Origin of the sequence: Saccharothrix sp. CCNWYY140 (assembly GCF_037401995.1) — a bacterium.
GTDB lineage: Bacteria > Actinomycetota > Actinomycetes > Mycobacteriales > Pseudonocardiaceae > Actinosynnema.
In genome coordinates this window covers 1-18,380 of sequence record NZ_JBBEGC010000056.1, presented here as the reverse complement: position 1 = coordinate 18,380, position 18,380 = coordinate 1, and the positions used below count along the sequence as shown (strand labels likewise).

General features: G+C 73.4%; 18 protein-coding genes and 1 riboswitch. Of the genes, 14 read left to right on the top strand and 4 right to left on the bottom strand.

Going from position 1 to position 18,380, the window contains the following annotated elements; all coding sequences use genetic code 11:
• Window positions 1–23 precede the first annotated feature (23 nt).
• Window positions 24–764, top strand: a complete 741-nt coding sequence (locus WBN91_RS23255; RefSeq protein WP_337726211.1) for a S1 family peptidase — start codon at window positions 24–26, stop codon at window positions 762–764.
• 14 nt (window positions 765–778) lie between these two features.
• Here WBN91_RS23255 and WBN91_RS23250 read toward each other — a convergent pair whose 3' ends face one another.
• Complete coding sequence (locus WBN91_RS23250; protein ID WP_337726210.1) at window positions 779–1,390, bottom strand: LysE family translocator; 612 nt, start codon at window positions 1,388–1,390, stop codon at window positions 779–781.
• 171 nt (window positions 1,391–1,561) lie between these two features.
• Here WBN91_RS23250 and WBN91_RS23245 point away from each other — a divergent pair, with 171 nt between their 5' ends.
• Window positions 1,562–2,281, top strand: a complete 720-nt coding sequence (locus WBN91_RS23245; RefSeq protein WP_337726209.1) for a S1 family peptidase — start codon at window positions 1,562–1,564, stop codon at window positions 2,279–2,281.
• Window positions 2,282–2,301: 20 nt separating this feature from the next.
• Window positions 2,302–2,754, top strand: coding sequence for a GNAT family N-acetyltransferase (locus WBN91_RS23240; protein ID WP_337726208.1), 453 nt, complete (start codon window positions 2,302–2,304; stop codon window positions 2,752–2,754).
• Here WBN91_RS23240 and WBN91_RS23235 read toward each other — a convergent pair.
• Complete coding sequence (locus WBN91_RS23235; RefSeq protein WP_337726207.1) at window positions 2,708–3,898, bottom strand: 8-amino-7-oxononanoate synthase; 1,191 nt, start codon at window positions 3,896–3,898, stop codon at window positions 2,708–2,710. The two genes, WBN91_RS23240 and WBN91_RS23235, sit on opposite strands and share 47 nt — an antisense overlap.
• 36 nt (window positions 3,899–3,934) lie before the next feature.
• On the opposite strand from WBN91_RS23235, the gene WBN91_RS23230 reads away from it, so the two are divergent.
• Window positions 3,935–5,296 carry a cytochrome P450 gene (locus WBN91_RS23230; RefSeq protein ID WP_337726206.1) on the top strand — a complete coding sequence of 454 codons (1,362 nt, stop codon included), beginning with the start codon at window positions 3,935–3,937 and terminating at the stop codon, window positions 5,294–5,296.
• Here WBN91_RS23230 and WBN91_RS23225 read toward each other — a convergent pair.
• Window positions 5,216–6,112: a quinone oxidoreductase family protein gene (locus tag WBN91_RS23225; protein WP_337726205.1), complete on the bottom strand. Its 897-nt coding sequence runs from the start codon at window positions 6,110–6,112 to the stop codon at window positions 5,216–5,218. The two genes, WBN91_RS23230 and WBN91_RS23225, sit on opposite strands and share 81 nt — an antisense overlap.
• 199 nt (window positions 6,113–6,311) lie before the next feature.
• A riboswitch (cobalamin riboswitch) is annotated at window positions 6,312–6,428 on the top strand.
• Between the two features lie 38 nt (window positions 6,429–6,466).
• On the opposite strand from WBN91_RS23225, the gene WBN91_RS23220 reads away from it, so the two are divergent.
• The 9 genes from WBN91_RS23220 to cobA all read left to right on the top strand — a co-directional run bounded on the left by WBN91_RS23220 (window position 6,467) and on the right by cobA (window position 16,384).
• Window positions 6,467–8,518 (top strand): putative cobaltochelatase, encoded by a 2,052-nt coding sequence (locus tag WBN91_RS23220; RefSeq protein ID WP_337726204.1) that lies wholly within the window; start codon window positions 6,467–6,469, stop codon window positions 8,516–8,518.
• An 11-nt stretch (window positions 8,519–8,529) separates the two neighbouring features.
• On the top strand, window positions 8,530–9,144 hold the full coding sequence (gene cobO / locus WBN91_RS23215) for a cob(I)yrinic acid a,c-diamide adenosyltransferase (RefSeq protein WP_337726203.1): 615 nt from the start codon (window positions 8,530–8,532) through the stop codon (window positions 9,142–9,144).
• A complete protein-coding gene (locus WBN91_RS23210; protein ID WP_337726202.1) occupies window positions 9,141–10,514 on the top strand; it encodes a cobyrinate a,c-diamide synthase in 1,374 nt (457 codons plus the stop codon). The genes cobO and WBN91_RS23210 overlap by 4 nt, the downstream gene beginning before the upstream one ends.
• Before the next feature lie 65 nt (window positions 10,515–10,579).
• Window positions 10,580–11,638, top strand: coding sequence for a cobalt-precorrin-4/precorrin-4 C(11)-methyltransferase (locus tag WBN91_RS23205; RefSeq protein WP_337726201.1), 1,059 nt, complete (start codon window positions 10,580–10,582; stop codon window positions 11,636–11,638).
• Window position 11,639: 1 nt separating this feature from the next.
• The gene (locus tag WBN91_RS23200; protein WP_337726200.1) at window positions 11,640–12,482 is read left to right on the top strand and encodes a bifunctional cobalt-precorrin-7 (C(5))-methyltransferase/cobalt-precorrin-6B (C(15))-methyltransferase; all 843 of its coding nucleotides are present in this window, start codon (window positions 11,640–11,642) and stop codon (window positions 12,480–12,482) included.
• Window positions 12,479–13,747: a cobalamin biosynthesis protein gene (locus tag WBN91_RS23195; protein WP_337726198.1), complete on the top strand. Its 1,269-nt coding sequence runs from the start codon at window positions 12,479–12,481 to the stop codon at window positions 13,745–13,747. Before WBN91_RS23200 ends, WBN91_RS23195 begins: the two co-directional genes overlap by 4 nt.
• Before the next feature lie 222 nt (window positions 13,748–13,969).
• Window positions 13,970–14,752, top strand: a complete 783-nt coding sequence (locus WBN91_RS23190; protein WP_337726197.1) for a S1 family peptidase — start codon at window positions 13,970–13,972, stop codon at window positions 14,750–14,752.
• A 68-nt stretch (window positions 14,753–14,820) separates the two neighbouring features.
• Window positions 14,821–15,090, top strand: coding sequence for a hypothetical protein (locus WBN91_RS23185; protein ID WP_337726196.1), 270 nt, complete (start codon window positions 14,821–14,823; stop codon window positions 15,088–15,090).
• 73 nt (window positions 15,091–15,163) lie between these two features.
• Entirely contained in the window at window positions 15,164–16,384 is a 1,221-nt protein-coding gene (gene cobA, locus WBN91_RS23180; RefSeq protein ID WP_337726195.1) for a uroporphyrinogen-III C-methyltransferase, read from the top strand.
• Here the strand turns inward: cobA and WBN91_RS23175 are convergent.
• Entirely contained in the window at window positions 16,326–17,279 is a 954-nt protein-coding gene (locus tag WBN91_RS23175; protein WP_337726194.1) for a hypothetical protein, read from the bottom strand. The two genes, cobA and WBN91_RS23175, sit on opposite strands and share 59 nt — an antisense overlap.
• Before the next feature lie 96 nt (window positions 17,280–17,375).
• On the opposite strand from WBN91_RS23175, the gene WBN91_RS23170 reads away from it, so the two are divergent.
• Entirely contained in the window at window positions 17,376–18,248 is an 873-nt protein-coding gene (locus WBN91_RS23170; protein ID WP_337726193.1) for an ArsR/SmtB family transcription factor, read from the top strand.
• The last annotated feature ends 132 nt before the right edge of the window (window positions 18,249–18,380 follow it).

The window sequence follows — 18,380 nt, the reverse complement described above, 5'->3', positions numbered from 1 at the left end:
GGCGGGTGTCTTCAGTGGCTGACATGCGGACTGTGACTGCTGTGCTGCTGGCCCTGGTGGTGCTCGCCCCGCCCGCCGGCGCGGACCCGGACCCGAAGATCGTCGGCGGGACCGCTGTGCAGGACCCCGGCGAGTACCCCTTCGTCGTGGCCCTGGTGACCCCGGACGGCCGCCAGTTCTGCGGCGGCGCGTTGGTCGACGCCACCCACGTCGTCACGGCGGCGCACTGCACGGTCGGCAGCACGCCGGCCGAGGTCCGCGTGCTCGGCGGTCGCCTGGCCCTGGACGACCAGGGCGGCACGGTGTCCGAGGTGACGGAGATCTGGGTCCACCCCGAGTACACGACGGCGGAGCAGGGGGAGGACATCTCCGTGCTGACCACGGCGGCGTCCTTCCCGTACGAGCCGGTCGAATTGCCCGAGCCGCACGACAAGCTGTACAAGCCGGGCACGTTCGGCACCGTCCTCGGGTGGGGCCGCACCAGCGAGGGCGGTCAACCGAGCAACGTGCTCCGCGAGGTCGACGTGCCGATCCGGTCGGACGCGGACTGCGAGGAGGCCTACGAGGAGCAGTACCAGGCGAAGGCCATGTTCTGCGCGGGCTTCCCCGAGGGCGGGAAGGACTCCTGCCAGGGCGACTCGGGCGGCCCGTTCGTGGTCAACGGCAAACTGGCCGGGATCGTGTCGTGGGGCGAGGGCTGCGCGAGGCCGTGGAAGTACGGCGTCTACACCAAGGTCATCTCGTATTTGGGTGAACCGGAGTAGCGGTCGGCCGGCAGTCAGACGACCAGGCCGACCGACATGGTGAAGAAGACCGCCGCGCAGACCGCGTCCAGCGCGGTGGTCACGCCCGGCCGGTGGAGCCGGTTCGCCATGCGGCTCGCCGCCAGCACGATGAGCAGTTCCCACAGCGCCGCCAAGCCCAGGAAGACCACGGCCAGCATCGCGAGCTGCGCCGTGGGGCTTCCGGCGCCGATGAACTGGGGCAGGAAGGCCAGCGAGAACAGCAGCATCTTCGGGTTGGTGATGTTGGTCAGGAACCCCTGGCGGAACGGCCGCACCGACGCCACCTCGCCGCTGTCCTCCGCGGAAGCCCGGCGCACCAGGCTCCGCGCGATGGTCACCGCCAGGTACAGCAGGTAGGCCGCGCCGATCCAGCGCAGCGCCGTGAGCACCGGCGGGTACTGGGCGATCACCACGCCCAGGCCGGAGATGACCAGCAGCACCTGCACGGCGGCGGCGGTGTGGATGCCCGCCAGCGCCCACAGGCCCGCCTTGGTGCCCGCGCGCAGGGACGTCCGGAGGAGGAGGAAGGCGTCCACGCCGGGCGTCAGCACGACCACCGCGCACGCGATCAGGAACGTCGGTAGCTGGGTGAAGTCCAGGTGCATGTGTTTCCCCTCCCTCGGAGTTGACCGGATAGATGCGCGTGATCTGCCTCACTCGCCGTGAAATCTTCGGTCTCACGGCATCCTAACAACAGATTTTCCGGATTTGATACCGCCTGTGCGGCACCGCTACTGTCAGTGCCCACTCGGCCACCTGTCGTAGAGGGGTGCTCCATGCGCATCAGCGCCCTGGTCCTCGCCGTGCTCGTCCTCGCCGCCACGCCGGCCGCCGCCGTCGTGGGTGGGCGCGAGGCCACCGACCAGCCCTGGGTGGTGGCGCTCTACGACGCGAACGGCAACTTCTACTGCGGTGGCGCGCTGATCGCGCCGGACAAGGTGCTGACCGCCGCGCACTGCACCGTGGAACGGACGGCGTTCGGCACCCACGAGCGGCGGGCCACCGACATCTGGGTGGTCGCCGGGCGGCGGGACCTCGACGGCGACGAAGGCCGGGAGACGCGGGTCTCGGTCGTGTGGCGGCACCCGGACTTCCGGAGCGCCGCCCAGGGCGACGACATCGCCACGCTGACCCTGGCCGAGGCGCTGCCGTACCGGCCGGTGCCGCTGGGCGAGGCCGGACCTGGGGACGTGGCGACCGTCTTCGGCTGGGGGCGCACGGCCGAGCTCGCACCGCCCAGCCCCACGCTGCGCGAAGCGGACCTGCCGGTGTTGGACGACCAGGCGTGCGGGCGGGCGCTGGAGGGCTTCCGGCCCGACACGATGCTGTGCGCGGGCTACCCGGACGGCGGCAAGGACGCCTGCGAGGGCGACTCCGGCGGACCGCTGACCGTGCGCGGCGCGCTGGTCGGGATCGTGTCCTACGGCAAGGGCTGCGCGCGGGCCGGGCTGCCCGGCGCCTACACCCGGGTGAGCCGGTACCTCGACCGCATCTGAGACTGTGGTACCAATCCGAGGTGCGTTCGCAACCCTTCCCGGCCACGCTGCGCCGCAAGTGGTCCGCCGACCTGACCGCGGCGGAGGTCTACCAGCTGCTCAAGCTGCGCAACGAGGTCTTCGTGGTCGAGCAGAACTGCGTCTACGCCGACCTCGACGGCCGTGACCTCGAACCCACCACCCGGCACTTCTGGCTGGAGAGCGACGGCACGACCCAGGCCTACCTGAGGCTGCTGGAGGAACCCGACGGCACCTACCGCATCGGCCGGGTCTGCACGGCCCGCGCCGCCCGCGGGCGCGGGTTCAGCCGCCGGCTGGTGGAGGCCGCGCTGGTGGAGGTCGGGCGCACCGAGTGCGTGCTGGACGCCCAGACCTACGTCGCCGACTTCTACGCCTCGTTCGGCTTCCGGCCCGAGGGCGCGGAGTTCATCGAGGACGGGATACCGCACCTGCCGATGCGCCGGTCTCGCTGATCACCCGCACCGCGCGCTCGACGTCGGCCTCGGTGAGGTCGGCGCGCGCGGTCAGGCGCAGGCGCGAGACCTGGTCGGGCACCGACGGCGGCCGGAAGCAGCCGACCAGGACGCCCTGCGCGCGGCACCCCTCGGCCCAGGCCACCGCGGCCTCGGGCGAGGGCGCCTGCACCGACACCACGGCCGCGGTCGGGTCGCTGACCCGGAAACCTTTGTCCTTCAAGCGGAACGCCAGGTCCTGCGCCACGTTCAACGCCCGCGTCGGGCGGTCCGGCTCCTCGCGCAGCACCTTCAGCGCGGCCAGCGCGGCGGCGGTGCTGCTGGGGGCCAGGCCGGTGTCGAAGATGAACGTGCGCGCGGTGTCGACCAGGTGCTTGATCACCCGGCTCGGGCCGAGGACCGCGCCGCCCATCGCGCCCAGGGACTTGGACAGCGTCACCGTCGTCACCACATCGGGTGCTTTCGCCAGGCCGGCCGCGTGGACCGCGCCGCGCCCGCCCTCGCCGACCACGCCCAGGCCGTGGGCGTCGTCCACGACCAGCGCCGACCCGTGCTCGCGGCAGGTGGCGGCGAGTTCGGCGAGCGGGGCCAGGTCGCCGTCCACGGAGAAGACCGAGTCGGTCACCACCAGGGCGCGCCGCTTGCCGCGGGTGGCCAGGGCGTGGGCGACCTTCGGCACGTCGCAGTGGCCGGCGACGACGACGTCGGCCTTGGACAGCCGGGTCCCGTCGATCAGCGAGGCGTGGATGTGCTGGTCGGCGACGATGGCCGTGCCGGGGCCGGACAGGGCGGTGAGCACGCCCAGGTTGGCCGCGTAGCCGGAGGAGAACACCAGCGCGGCCTGGGCGCCGCAGAAGTTGGCCAGCTCGTACTCCAGCTCGGTGTGCAGCTCGGTCGAGCCGGTCACCAGGCGGGACCCGGTCGAGCCCGCGCCCCAGCGCAGCGAGGCCGCCGCCGCCGCGCCCGCGACCCGCTTGTCCCGGGCCAGGCCCAGGTAGTCGTTGGACGCGAGGTCGAGGTCGGACGAGTCGGCCGGTCGCGGCCGGACCCGGCGGGCCAGGCCCGCTTTGGCACGGGCCTGTGCCCGCGTGTCGATCCAGTCGAACACCGACTCCGGCGCGGACACCCCTGTGCTGACACTCACGCCGGCAGTGTCGCATCCGGCGGCTACGGTCCCCGCGTGGACCTCTTCCAGCTCGGGCGGGACGACCTGCGGTCGCTGCGCGTGGACGCGCCGGTCCACCGCGACGAGCGGACCGGGTTGTGGCTGGTCAGCCGGTACGCCGACGTCAAGGCGGTGCTGGCGGACCCGAAGACCTTCCACCCGGACAACGCCCTGACCGCCGTGACGCCCATCCCGTCTCCGGTGCTGCGCACGCTGGCCCGCGCGGGCTTCTCACTGCCGCCCACCCTGGCCAACAACGGCACCGACACCCACACGGGGTTGCGCCGGTTGGTGGCGGCCTTTTTGACCCCCGCGCGGGTTGCCGCCATGCGTCCGCGCATCGCCGAGCTGGCGCGCGAACGTTTGCAGTGCTTGATTGCCGCTGCTCCGCAGACGGCGGCTCGGTCGCCGGAAAGTCGGCAGGCCGCGCCTGGTTTCGCGTCGATCGAAAGGCGTGATCGCCACGAAACCAGGCGCGGCCTACCGACGCGACCTCGCGGGTTGTCCGGGACGGTCGACCTGCACCCCGCGCTGGCCCGCGACCTGCCGGCGGTTGTGCTGCTGGAGGTCATGGGCATCCGGGACGTGGACGTCGACAAGCTCAAGGCGTGGAGCACGGCGTCGCTGGAGCTGTTCTGGGGTGACGTGACCGTCGAGCGCCAGCACGAGCTGGCCGGCCCCGCCGCCGAGTTCCACCAGTGGCTGACCGCGCGGATCAAGGCCGCCGACCCCGGCGGGGACGACCTGTTCGCCGCCCTGCGCCGGGAGGGCGTGCCGGTCCGGGACGCCGCCGGCCTGTGCTACTTCCTGCTGATCGCGGGTCAGGAGACCACCACCCAGCTGCTGTGCGCGGTGTTCGACGCCGTGCTGCGGCACCGCGACCTGTGGTCCCGGCTGGGTGAACCCGGCATGGCGGAGCGGTGCGTCGAGGAGGTGCTGCGCCGCGACCCGCCGGTCAACACGTGGCGGCGGGTCGCGGCGCGGGACGTGACGATCTCCGGCGTGGAGGTGCCCGCGCGGGCGCAGTTGCTGCTGATGCTCGCGGGCACCGGGTCCGACCCGGAGGTGTTCGACGAGCCGGAACGGCTGTGCCCGGCGCGGCCCAACGCGCGCAAGCACCTCGCGTTCGGGTTCGGCCGGCACTTCTGCCTCGGCGCGGGCCTGGCCCGGCTGGAGGCGGAGGTGGTGCTGCGGGAGACCTTCGACCGGTTCCCGCGGCTGCGCCTGGCCTCCGCCGAGCCGCCGCCGATGCTGGGGTTGCTGTCGTTCCGCGCGCCGCTGAGCGTGCCGGTCGAGCTAGGGGACGAGGACGAGCTTCCCGGTGGTCGTGCGGGACTCCAGGGCCTCGTGGGCGCGGGCGGCGTCGGCCAGCGGTAGGGCGGGACCGAGGGTCGTCCGGAGGTCCAGCGCGAACACCTCGCGCAGGGTGTCGGGCGTGAGCGGGTTCCACAGGCCGATCACCGAGACGCCCCAGGCGAAGACGTCCGCCGGGGTGACGTCCAGTGGCTCGCCGCTCGCGAACCCGAACACGACCAGCCGCCCCACGCCGTTGCGCAGCTGGTCGAAGGACCGCCGGGCGGTGGTCCCGCCGACCGACGAAAAGACCACGTCCAGCTCGCCGGCCGCCCAGTCCTCGGCGCTGTAGTCGACGGTCTCGTGCGCACCCAGCGCACGGGCGTGCGCGAGCTTCTCGGCGCTGCTCGCGGCGGCGACCACCGTGGCCCCGGCGCGGGCGCAGAGCTGGACCAGCAGGCCGCCGACCCCGCCCGCGGCGGCCTCCACCAGCACGCGGTCGCCTGGTGTGACACGGGCGCGTTCGACGGCGTGGACCGCCGTGGTGCCCTGGAGGAACAGGGCCAGGGCCTCGTGGTCGCCGATGTGCTCGGGCACCTCGACACCGTCCTTCACGGCGGCCAGCTCGGCGTACCCGTCGCCGCTCGGGACACCGACGAGCCGGCGGCCGTCCGCGGTGACGCCGACGACCTCGTTGCCGAGCTGCCCTGTGGGTTCGGCCGCCGGGAACCAGGGGAACAGCTTGAGGGCCTTGCCCGAGCGGATGATCGTCTCGCCGTAGTTCACCCCGATCGCGGTGACCCGCAGCAGCTCCTCGCCGGGGCCGGGGACCGGGTCGGGCACCTCCACCACCCGGAGGACGTCGGGCGGACCGAACTCGGAGAACCGCACTGCGCGCATCTTGGCTCCTCTGGAGGCGTCCGTCGTGGGGTAGCGGTCACCGGCGGGTGTCGGCAAGGGCGCGGTGGTCCACCGCTTCGGGACCGCGTGCCGATCTCGCAGGTCAGGCCGGTGAACCCGGTTCGCGGCGCCGCCGGTGTGATCGTCCTCGCGTGGGCCGCGCGGGCCGCGGACTTGGTCGGTGCCGGCCGGGATGCGACGATGCCTGCGCTGTAGGGGTGCGCGAGGAAGCCGGTGCGAATCCGGCACGGTCCCGCCACTGTGACCGGAGGGTGAATCCGGGAGTCAGGAACTCGGCCCCCGGAACCTCTCGACCGGACACGGGCGTGGACACCCGAGGAAGGACACCGCCGCATGGGCGCGCGTTTCCCCTTTTCCGCCGTCGTCGGACACGACGACCTCCGCTTGGCCCTGCTGTTGAACGCCGTGCACCCCGGGATCGGCGGTGTGCTGGTGCGGGGTGAGAAGGGGACCGCGAAGTCGACCGTGGTCCGGGCGCTCGCGGCGCTGCTGCCGGAGCTGGACGTGGTGCCGGGCTGCCGCTTCGCCTGCGACCCGGCGGTGGACACCGAGTGCCCCGACGGGCCGCACGGGCGGCCTCCGGCCCCCGTCTCGATCGTCTCACGCGCCACCGACAATTCCGGCCGTGCGGGCGGCTCGGCCGTTGCCGTGGAGCCGGGTGGCTCGGCGGTTGCCGTCGAGCGGCGGCCGGCGCGGTTGGTCGAGTTGCCGGTGGGTGCCACCGAGGACCGGTTGATCGGGTCCCTCGACCTGGAGCGCGCGTTGACCGAGGGCGTCCGCGCCTACCAGCCGGGTCTGCTCGCCGCCGCGCACCGGGGCGTGCTCTACGTGGACGAGGTCAACCTCCTGCACGACCACCTGGTGGACCTGCTGCTCGACGCCGCCGCGATGGGCCGGGCGCACGTCGAGCGCGAAGGTGTCTCGGTGTCGCACGCGGCCTCGTTCCTGCTGGTCGGCACGATGAACCCCGAGGAGGGCGAACTCCGCCCCCAGCTGCTGGACCGCTTCGGCCTGACCGTCTCCGTCAAGGCCGCGCGGGACGTGGCCACGCGCACCGAGGTCATCCGCCGCCGCCTCGCCTACGAGGCCGACCCCGAGGCGTTCGCCGCGCGGTGGGCCGGGCAGGACGCCGAGCTGGCCGCCCGGATCGTCACCGCACGGGACCGGCTCGCCGCGGTCGTGCTGCCCGACGCGGAGCTGCGTCGGATCGCGGCGGTGTGCGCGGCCTTCGAGGTGGACGGGATGCGGGCGGACCTGGTGGTCGCGCGCACCGCCGTCGCCCACGCTGCCTGGCGGGGTGCGGACGAGGTCGCGGAGGCCGATGTCGAGGCCGCTGTCCGGCTGGCTTTGCCGCACCGCAAGCGCCGCGACCCGTTCGACGAGCCGGGCCTGGAGGAACAGCAGCTCGAAGACGCCATGAAGCAGGGCGCCGAGCACGCCCAGGAACCCGAACCCGATCCGGACGGTCCGGACGGCGGGTTGCCGGGCGAGACCCCCGATCTCCCGGAGGACGCGAGCTCGTCGTCCGAGCAGCCTTCCGCCGGCGGTGGTGCGGGGGCCGAGCGCACGCACGCGCCGGCGCCGTCGTTCCGCACGCGGCTGCTCCAGGTGCCGGGCGTGGGTGAAGGCGCGCCGGGCAAGAGGTCGCGGGCGCGGGCGCGCACCGGCCGGGTCGTCCGTTCGTCCACTGTGGACGGCAGCGGGTTGCACCTGGTCGGCACGCTGGGCGCGGCGGCGCCCCACCAGTCCGTGCGCGGGCGCAGCGGTCCCGGCCTGGTGCTGCGCGGCACCGACCTGCGGCTGTCGGTCCGCGAGGGCAAGGAGGGCAACCTCGTCCTGTTCGTGGTCGACGCGTCCGGCTCGATGGCCGCCCGGCAGCGGATGTCGGCGGTCAGCGGCGCGGTGATCTCCCTGCTGCGCGACGCCTACCAGCGGCGGGACAAGGTCGGCGTGATCACCTTCCGCGGCAACCAAGCCGAGACCGCACTGCCACCGACGAACTCCGTGGACGCCGCCGCCACCCGGTTGCGCCAGTTGCGCACCGGCGGGCGCACCCCGCTCGCGGACGGACTCCTGAAGGCTCGCAAGGTGCTCCAGACCGAACGGGTCCGCGACCCGCGCCGCCGTCCGCTGCTGGTCCTGCTCACCGACGGCCGTGCCACCGCCACGAGCACCGGCGGCGACCCCATGCGCGACGCCCTGCGCGCGGCGGGCCTGCTGGCTGCCGACGAGGTGGCGTCCGTGGTGGTGGACTGCGAGTCCGGCCACATCCGGCTCGGCCTCGCCGGCCGCGTCGCCGAAGCGCTGGACGCGATGTGCCTGCGCCTCGAAGAACTGTCCGCCGACCAGGTCGCCGGCGTCGTGCGCGCCGCACGCGCCGCGTAGAGGAGCCTGCAATGCCCCAGGGACAGCCGTCCGTCGTGCCCACCGACGGGCTCACCACCCGACAGCGCCGCAACCGCCCGCTGCTGGTCCTCCACACGGGGGAGATGAAGGGCAAGTCCACCGCCGCCTTCGGGCTCGCGCTGCGCGGGTGGAACCAGGGCTGGTCGATCGGCGTCTTCCAGTTCGTGAAGTCGGCCAAGTGGAAGGTCGGCGAGGAGAACGCCTTCCGCGCGCTGGGTCGGCTGCACGAGCAGACCGGCGAGGGCGGACCGGTGGAGTGGCACAAGATGGGCGAGGGCTGGTCGTGGTCCCGCAAGCAGGGCACCGAGGACGACCACGCCGCCGCCGCGCGCGAGGGCTGGCAGGAGATCGCCCGCCGACTGGCCACCGAGCAGCACGGCCTGTACGTGCTCGACGAGTTCACCTACCCGCTGCACTGGGGCTGGATCGACGTGGACGAGGTGGTCACCGCGCTGCGCGAGCGGCCCGGCCACCAGCACGTCGTGATCACCGGCCGGTACGCGCCGCAGGCCTTGGTCGACGCCGCCGACCTGGTGGTGGAGATGACCAAGGTCAAGCACCCGATGGACGCGGGGCAGAAGGGCCAGAAGGGGATCGAGTGGTGAACCGCCTGGTGGTCGCCGCGCCCGCGTCGGGCAGCGGCAAGACCACCGTGGCCACCGGCCTGATGGCGGCGCTGCGCCGCGCGGGGGACCGGGTGGCCCCCTTCAAGGTCGGGCCGGACTACATCGACCCCGGCTACCACGGGCTGGCCACCGGCCGTCCCGGGCGCAACCTCGACCCGGTCATGGTCGGTGAGCACCGCGTGGCGGCGCTGTTCGCGCACGGCTCGCGCGGCTGCGACATCGCAGTGGTCGAGGGCGTGATGGGGTTGTTCGACGGGCGGGTGGACACCGAGGGCATCGGGTCCACCGCGCACGTCGCCAAGCTGCTGTCCGCGCCCGTGCTGTTCGTGGTGGACGCGCGCGGCCAGAGCCGCAGCCTGGCCGCCCTGCTGCACGGGTTCCGGGGGTACGACCCGACCGTGCGGCTGGGTGGCGTGGTGCTCAACCAGGTCGGGTCCGCGCGGCACGAGCAGGTGCTGCGCGGCGCGTGCGCCGAGGTCGGGCTGGAGGTGCTGGGCGTGCTGCCGCGCGACGACCGGTTCGCGCTGCCGTCCCGGCACCTGGGCCTGGTCACCGCCGCCGAGCACGGGGCCGCCGCGGTCGAGGCCGTGGACGCCGTGGCCGACGCGGTCGCGGCGCACGTCGACCTGGAGGCGGTGCGGCGGCTCGCGGCCGGGGTGCCGTCGATGGCGGTGCCCGCGTGGGACCCGGCCGAGGAGGTGGCGGCGGTGGCGGGTGCGCCCGTCGTCGCGGTCGCGGGCGGTGCGGCGTTCACCTTCGGCTACGCCGAGCACGTCGAGCTGTTGCGGGCGGCGGGCGCGGACGTCGTGGTCGTGGACCCGCTGCGGGACGAGGACCTGCCCGAGGGCACGGCGGGGCTCGTGCTGCCCGGCGGGTTCCCCGAGCAGCACGCGGCCGAGCTGTCGGCCAACGCCGGACTGCGGTCGGCGGTCGCGGCGCTGGCGCGGTCGGGTGCGCCCGTGCACGCGGAGTGCGGCGGGTTGCTGTACCTGGCGCGGTCGCTGGGCGGCGTGCCGATGTGCGGTGTGCTCGACGCGGACGGCTCGATGACGCCCCGGCTCACCCTGGGCTACCGGGACGCCGTGGCGCCGCACGACTCCGTGCTCGCGCGGGCGGGCACGCGGATCACCGGGCACGAGTTCCACCGGACGACGATGAGCGTGCCCGCCGGGGCGAAACCGGCCTGGCAGTGGCGGGGTCACGACCTCAAGCCGGTGGCCGAGGGGTTCGTCGTGGGCGGGGTCCATGCGTCCTATCTGCACACCCACCCGGCGTCCGCGCCGGACGCCATAACCCGTTTTGTGCGGGGTTGCGAGACCGGGCAGCTCCGGTTCGAGGCCACTCGATAGTGGATCGTCCGGGCGCGGTACGGTCGTTGCCCACCAAGCCGAACACGTCGTGGGGAGCAGTTGTGATGACTGGTCGGGTCTCCTTCGTGGGCGCCGGTCCCGGCGCCGCCGATCTCATCACCCTCCGGGGCGCCAAGCGCATAGCCGAGGCGGACGTGGTGGTGTGGGCCCCGAGCGTCGTGGAGGCCGAGTGCGTGCGCGAGCACGCCCGCCCCGACGCCGAGCTGGTCGACTTCTCCCGCGTGTCCGAGGCCGAGGTGGTCGACGTCTACCGGCGCGCGTCGGCGAGCAAGCTCAAGGTGGTGCGGCTGCACGCGGGCGACCCGGCGCTGTGGGGAGGCCTGCGCGAGCAGCACGAGACGTGCCAGAAGCTCGGGCTGGACATCGAGGTCGTGCCCGGTGTGTCGGCCGTGTCGGCGGCGGGCGCGGCGGTGGGGCGCGAGCTGACCGCCTCCGACGTGGCGCAGTCGCTGGTGCTGGCCGGGCCGGAGGGCGCCGAGCACCTCAAGGACTTCGCCGCGCACGGCACGACCCTGGCGATCTCGGCGTCCGGCGCGCGCACGGCCCGGATCGTGGAGCAGTTGCGCGAGGGCGGTTACGCCGACGACACGCCGGTCGTGGTGGCCTACAAGGTGTCCCTGCCCGACGAGACGGTCGCGCGGACCACGCTGGGCGAGCTGGAGGCGTGCGTCAAGGAGCACAAGCTCTACCGCACCACGCTGTTCCTCGTCGGCGACGTGCTCAAGGCCCCGGCCCGGCGGTCCGCCGACGAGCCGGTGCGGCGGTCGCGGGCGTCGAAGTGGGGCAAGCGCCGCGAGTCGCCGTCCGCGACGGCGTGGTCGATGGTGCACGACTGGCAGGAGACCGCGCGGGCGGCCCGGGTGAAGCCGAAGCCGGTGGCCGTCGAGCCGGCACCGGCCCCGGAGCCGGTGCCGATGCTGGCCCTGGTGCCCGAACCCGTTGAGGCGCAAGGAGAACCGGTGGTCGAAGAGGCGCCCAAGCCCAAGACCACCGCGGTCGCCGCGGCGAAGAAGAAGCCCACGACCGTCCAGGCCAGCACGACCCCGCGCCCGCGCAAGCCCGCCGCGCCGCGCACCTCCAAGAAGACCAAGCGCGCCAACTGACATGGACGTCGCCGCGCTGCACGCCTTCCTCACCGCGACCGGCCGGTCGTGGGACTCGGTGACCGTCGTGGACGCGGCGGCCGTCGGCCTCCGGCACGCGCTCAACGTGTGCCGCGCCCGGTCCGCCGTCGTCGTCGCGGGCGTCGACCCCGCCGAACTGGCCGCCGGGTTGGCCGGGTGGCGGCGGGCGCTGACCGTGTCCGACGGCAGTGAACTGTCCACTGTGGACCCTGCGGACGCGGTCGTGCGGCGCTGGGGTTCTCCGGATTTCGTGCTGTGCCTGGCGGAAAGCGCTTTCTCCACAGGTGAGGGCGGCTGGGCGCTGCCCGACGACGATTTCGCCCACCGGGAAGGCATGGTCGCCACCGCCGAGGTGCGTGCGCTGGCCCTGTCCCGCCTCGCCCCGCGCCCCGGCGTGCTGGTGTGGGACGTCGGCGCGGGACCCGGCGCGGTCGGCGTGGAGTGCGCCCGGCTCGGCGCGGCCGTCATCGCGGTCGAGCGGGACCCCGTGCAGTGCGTGCGGATCATCGCCAACGCCTCCGCGCACGGCGTGGACGTGCGGGTCGTGGAGGCGTCGCTGGCCGAGGCCGGCGACCTGCCCCGGCCGGACGCGGTGTTCGTCGGCGGTGGCGGCGCGGACGTGGTGCGGCAGAGCGCGCGGGTCGGCGCGGGCCGGATCGTCGTGGCGACCGCCGACCTGGACCGGGTGCTGCCCGCGCGGGACGCGCTGGCCCAGGCCGGGTACGAGGTCGAGGGCAGCCAGCTGTCCGCGGCGCGGCTGACCGGCGGGACGCTGCTCGCGGCGAACCCGGTGACCGTGCTGTGGGGGACGAGGAAGTCGTGATCGGGGTCTTCGCGACGGGCGAGCCGGCGCGGCGGGCGGCGGTCGAGCTGGCCAAGCGGCTCGGGCCGGACGCCGTCGTGCCGGACGGTCCGGTGCGGCCGGCGCTGCGGCGGCTGTGGCCGCGCCTGGGTTCGGCGGTGTTCTTCCTGGGCACCGAGGCCGCGGTCCGCCTGGTGGCGCCGCTGGTGCGGGATGAGCGCTCCGACCCCGGTGTAGTGTGCGTGGACGGCGGGTTCACCGTGGCGCTGCTGGGCGGGGCCGACGCGCTCGCCGTGCAGATCGCCGAGTTGCTGGACAACACCCCGGTCGTCACGTCCACCGACGTGTCGCCGCTGGACGAGCTGGTCGAGCTGCTGGACGTGGCTGTCGAGGGTGACCTGGTGGCGTGCGGCGAGGCGGTGCGGGGCGGCGAAGAGGTTCTCCTGGCCAACCCGCTGGGTTTTCCGCTGCCAGCGCTGCCGGACAACGTCCTGGTCACCTCGGACGTCCGTGTCCACGAGTCGGCGTGGACGGTCCTGCTGGACGACCGCATTCCGCCCGGCCGGCCGCGCGACAACGTGGTGCGGTTGGTGCCGCGCACGCTGGTGGTCGGGATCGGGTCGAGCAGCGGGGTGTCGGCGCAGGCGGTGTCGGCCGTGCTGGGCGAGCTGGAGACCCGCGGCCTGGACCTGAGGGCCGTGCGCGCCTTCGCCACCGTCGACCGCAAGGAGTCCGAGCAGGGCATCGCGGACGCCTTGGAGGACTGGGGTTTCTGGCACTCCGGTGTCGCCCCGCTGCTGGTGTACCCCGGCGAGGAACTGGCCGTGGTGCCGGTGCCGAACCCTGCGGAACTGGCCATCGGCATCCCGTCGGTGGCCGAGGCGGCGGCGTTGCGCGGCGCGATGGAACTGTCCGCCGGCGGTCGGGTCGAGATGGCCGTGGAGAAGGTCAAGGGCGCGGCGGTGACCGTGGCGGCGGCCCGGGTGCTGCCGCGTGGCCGGTTGGCGTTGGTGGGCTTGGGGCCGGGGGACGCGGACGAGCGCACGCCGCGCGCGGAGGCGGAGTTGCGGCGGGCTTCAGTGGTCGTGGGGTCCGAGGAGTGCGTGGCTCAGGTCCGGCACCTGCTGCGCCCTGGGACCCGCGTCGTCTCGGAGGGTGCTGTGGAGTGGGCCGAGGCGGGCGCGGCGGTGGCCTACGTGGCACGTGACTTCGGTCCGCAGGTCGAGGGTCCGGTGCGGGCCGAGGTGGTGCGGGTCGCCGGAGTCGGCGGTGCCCCGGCGCGCTGACCACCGACGTGCGCAGGGCGCGGACCACGTGCGCAGGGCGCGTTGACCACGCGTGCGGGTGCGGCGGGGCGGCCTCCGGCCCCCGTCTCCATGATCCCACGGGGGTACGACAGTCGGTGGGCTCGTCAAGTGTGAAGCCGGTTTGCCGCTTGTCCGGCCGGTCGTTTTCCGCCTAGCTGGAAGTCCGCCGTCGACCGAATCCCTGCCGGAAGGACAGAGCGCATGGCGAAAACCCTGCATCGCCTGATCACCGCTCTCGCCGCTGCGATCGCCGCGGTCGGGCTGCTCACCGTCGCACCCGCGCAAGCGGACACCGTCGAGCCCTACATCGTCGGTGGCACGAGGGCGTCCATCAGCCAGTACCCCTGGACCGTGTACCTCGCCACCTCCAGTGGCGGGCAGTTCTGCGGCGGCACGCTGGTGTCGCCCACGAAGGTCGTCACCGCCGCGCACTGCACCAGCGGCCGGACGCCGTCGAGCACCAAGGTCGTCTGGGGCCGTGAGGACAAGCAGAGCACGGCCGGCATCGTGGCGAACGTCACGCGCATCTGGATCCACCCGAACTACCGCTCCGCCACGTCGGGTTACGACGTCTCGGTCCTGACCCTGGACCGCTCCATCTCCTCCGCCTACCTCCCCCTCGCCACCCCCTCCGACACGGCCCTCTACGCGGCCGGGGCGAGCGCCACCATCCTCGGCTGGGGCACCACCTCCTCCGGCGGCTCGGCGTCGCGCTACCTGCTCAAGGCCACCGTCCCGGTCACGTCCGACGCGACCTGCAAGACCGCCTACTCCCAGTACAGCAACACCTCGATGGTGTGCGCGGGCTACCCGCAGGGCGGCGTGGACACCTGCCAGGGCGACTCCGGCGGCCCGTTGGTCGTCGGCGGCAAGCTCATCGGCGCGACCTCCTGGGGTCGTGGCTGCGCGCTCGCCGGGTACCCGGGCGTCTACGCCCGCATCGCCGCGTACTACAGCGTGCTGACCCAGCAGATCAACTCCTGATCGGTGCCGTGCCCACGTCCGGGTGACTCGCCGGGCGTGGGCACGGACCCCGTGGTCCGATCGGAGCCATGCGACGACTGCTCCTCGCCACCCTGATGATCATCGGCTCGGCGACCACCGCCCACGCCGACCCCGGTCTGTACTCCTGCGGCACCTCGGTCAACGGGTCCACCGGCAACGGCTGGTGCTCCGGCACGGGCACCTTCCGCGTGGTCGTGGCCTGCGAGAACGGGTCCTTCGCGCGAAGCCCGTGGGTAACGATCCAGACCGGTCAGGGCATGATCGGGACGTCCTGCACCAGCGCGAAGGCCGTGGGCGCGGAGATCGACACCCGGTGACCGGCGAGTAGTGCTTCCCACACTCTGACCCGCCCGGTTGGACAGGACATGGCCGGCGTGGATCCTTCTACCCATGCACGGTGAACAGCACTACCTTGTGGGCCTCGACCTCGCGGGCAAGCGGGTCGTCGTCGTGGGTGGCGGCACGGTCGCCCAGCGGCGGCTGCCGCGCCTGGTGGCCGCCGGGGCCCGGGTCGAGGTCGTCTCGCCCGAGGTGACGCCCGCGGTCCAGGGGATCGTGGACGCCGGGGACGCGGTGTGGCACCGCCGCCGCTACGCCACCGGCGACCTCGACGGCGCCTGGTACGTGCTGGCCTGCACATCCGACCCGCAGGTCAACGCCCAGATCACCGCCGACGCCACCGCGCAGCGCGTGTTCTGCGTCCGCGCCGACGTGGCCGTGCAGGGCACCGCCGTCACCCCCGCGGTCGGCGAGCACGACGGGCTGCTGCTCGGCGTCCTCGCCGGTGGGCAGCACCGGCGGTCGGCGGCCGTGCGGGACGGGCTGCTCTCGGCGTTGCGCGACGGCTCGCTGCACGACCAGCACGAGCCGCTGGCCGGGGTGGCGCTGGTCGGCGGCGGTCCCGGCGACCCGGACCTGATCACCGTGCGCGGCCGGCGGCTGCTGGCCCGCGCGGACGTCGTCGTGGCCGACCGGCTGGCGCCGCAGGAGCTGCTGGACGAGCTGCCCCAGCACGTCGAGGTGGTGGACGCGGCCAAGATCCCGTACGGGCGGGCGGCATCGCAGGAGTTCATCAACACCACGCTGGTGGACAACGCCAAGGCCGGGAAGTTCGTCGTGCGGCTCAAGGGCGGCGACCCGTACGTGTTCGGGCGCGGCTTCGAGGAGCTCATCGCGTGCGCCGAGGCGGGCCTGCCGGTGACCGTGGTGCCCGGCGTGACCAGCGCGTTCGGTGTGCCGGCGCTGGCCGACGTGCCGGTGACGCACCGGGGCGTGGCGCACGAGGTGGTCGTGGTGTCCGGGCACGTGGCCCCCGACGACGAGCGGTCCCTGGTCGACTGGGACGCGCTGTCGAGGCTGCGCGGCACGGTCGTGATCCTGATGGGCGTGGAACGGGCCGGCGCGTTCGCCGAGGCGTTGCGCGCCGGCCGTCCCGGTGACACCCCGGTGGCGGTCGTGCAGGAGGGCAGCACCCGGTCCCAGCGCGTCGTGCGGTCCACTTTGGACACGTTGGCCGCCGACGTCGTCGAGCACGCGATCCGCCCGCCCGCGATCATCGTTGTGGGACCGGTCGCCGGACTGGCGCGGGAGCTGCCGTTCCGGTCTTCCTGAACGCCCACGCCACGCCCAGGACGACGGCGACGAGCACGGCCAGCAGCGAGGCGAGCGTGGTGGGTCCCGGGTGCACCAGGGGCTCACCGCGCAGGGCCTGCCAGGTCAACGCCGCGAACACCCCGCCGTAGCCGAGCGCCGCGACCAGCACCAGGCGCAGGCGGGTGCGCTCGGCCAGACCCAGCGCGGCCAGCCCCAGGCCCAGCAGGATCAGCACCTGCAAGCCGTGCATGCCGAAGAAGTGCGGGATGCGCATGTCGCCGCCGGTAGTGCTCCACGTGGTCACCGGCATACCGGGACCACCGTCCGGCACACCCACCGCGTGCCCGCCGCTCAGCTTGATGTCGTTGCCGGCCGCGTCCGTCACGACGGACTTCTTGCTCTTGCCCTGGAAGATCATCAGGTAGCCCGAGGCCATGCCCAGGATCGCGAGGTAGAGGCCGCTGCGGATGGACCACGTCGTCGGGCGGTCGCCGAGCTTCTGCACGGACAGGAAGATCGCCAGGACGATGTTCGCCAGGAACATCAACGGGATCGACGTCCCGAACATGAACTGCACGACCTGGTTGATCCAGTCGCCCTTGGTCGAGTTGAAGTGGCTGAACGTGCCGCGCGCGGCCTGGACGCCGACCAGCAGCACGTCCGCGAAGATGATCACCGAGCTGAACGTGGCCAGCCCGGACGTCCACCGCTTGCCCTTGTGCGGCAAGGAGAGCATCCACGACAGGGTGGCCGAGTAGATCGTCAGGGAGATCCCGAACTTCAACGGCTTGAGCCACAGCGGCTCGCCGTTGAGCACACGGTCGTCGAACAGCAGACCGGCCAAGGGGATCAGGGTCAGCACGGCCATCGCGACGGCGACCCACAGGGAGGGGCGGTGCCAGGACTTGGTCATGCCGTAGAGCCTGCTCGGAGGTAGCGTGTCGCTCACTGGTGTCGGCAGGCCGGTCCGGGGTAGGGCTGTCCCCCGCCGCGAGGGAGGGTTGGCCCGGTGGCGGTGCGGATCTCGTTGGCGGGCGTGGGCCTGGCCAGGGTGCGGTTCGCGTACTCGCCGGTGTTCGAGACGGTGATGGCGGTGGACGGGCTGCGCGTGCCCGGTGCGCACGCCGTGCACCTGCCGTGGGTGTCGTGGGCGCGGGAGCGGGCGGCGGCCATCCCGGACTTGGACGTGGTGCTGGACCTGATGGCGGGCCGGGTGAAGCCTGCGGTGCTGATGCCCGTGCCGGACGTGCGGATGCCGGACTTGGAGGCCGAGCTGACCGGCGTGCCGGCGCGGGTGGCGGAGGTCGTGCGGACGTGCCACCGGGTGCTGGTGGCGCCGTTCTGGAAGCGGATCACGGCGGTCCTGGAGGCGGACATCGCGCACCGGGCTGCGGTCCTGGCCGACCGGGGTGCGGAGGCGGTGTTCGGCGACCTGCATCCGGAGGTGAGCTGGGCGGGCGGGGAGTTGGTGCTGTACGCGGATCTGCGCGCCGACCAGCCGCACCGGGTGGATCTGTCCGAGGCGGGGCTCGTGTTGTCGCCGAGCGTGTTCTGCTGGCCCAAGGCTTGGGCGGCGGTCGACCCGGTTGGGGCGGGGGTCGTGCGCTATCCGGCGCGGGGGGTGGGGACGTTGTGGGATGAACCGGCGGTTGCGGTCGGGGACGAGTTGGCGGCGCTGGTTGGGCGGACTCGGGCGGCGTTGTTGGGCTTGTTGTCGGCTCCGATGTCGACTGCGGAACTGGCGTCTCGGCTGGGGGTGACGGCGGGGGCGGTGTCGCAGCATGTGGGCGTCTTGCGCGCGGCGCGGTTGGTTACTAGCCGTCGTGAGGGTCGCAATGTCCTGCATATGCGGACTTCGCGCGCCGACGCACTCATGGACTGAGCCGCCGTGCTCCTACATGCACGCATCAATGCCGCTTTCGGCGCGCGGAGCGCGCCTTTCGCGCGCGGAGCGCGCGGTAGGTGTTACCTACAAGTGGAGGGCCTCGGTTCCCCCACCGTATGGCCTGCCCGA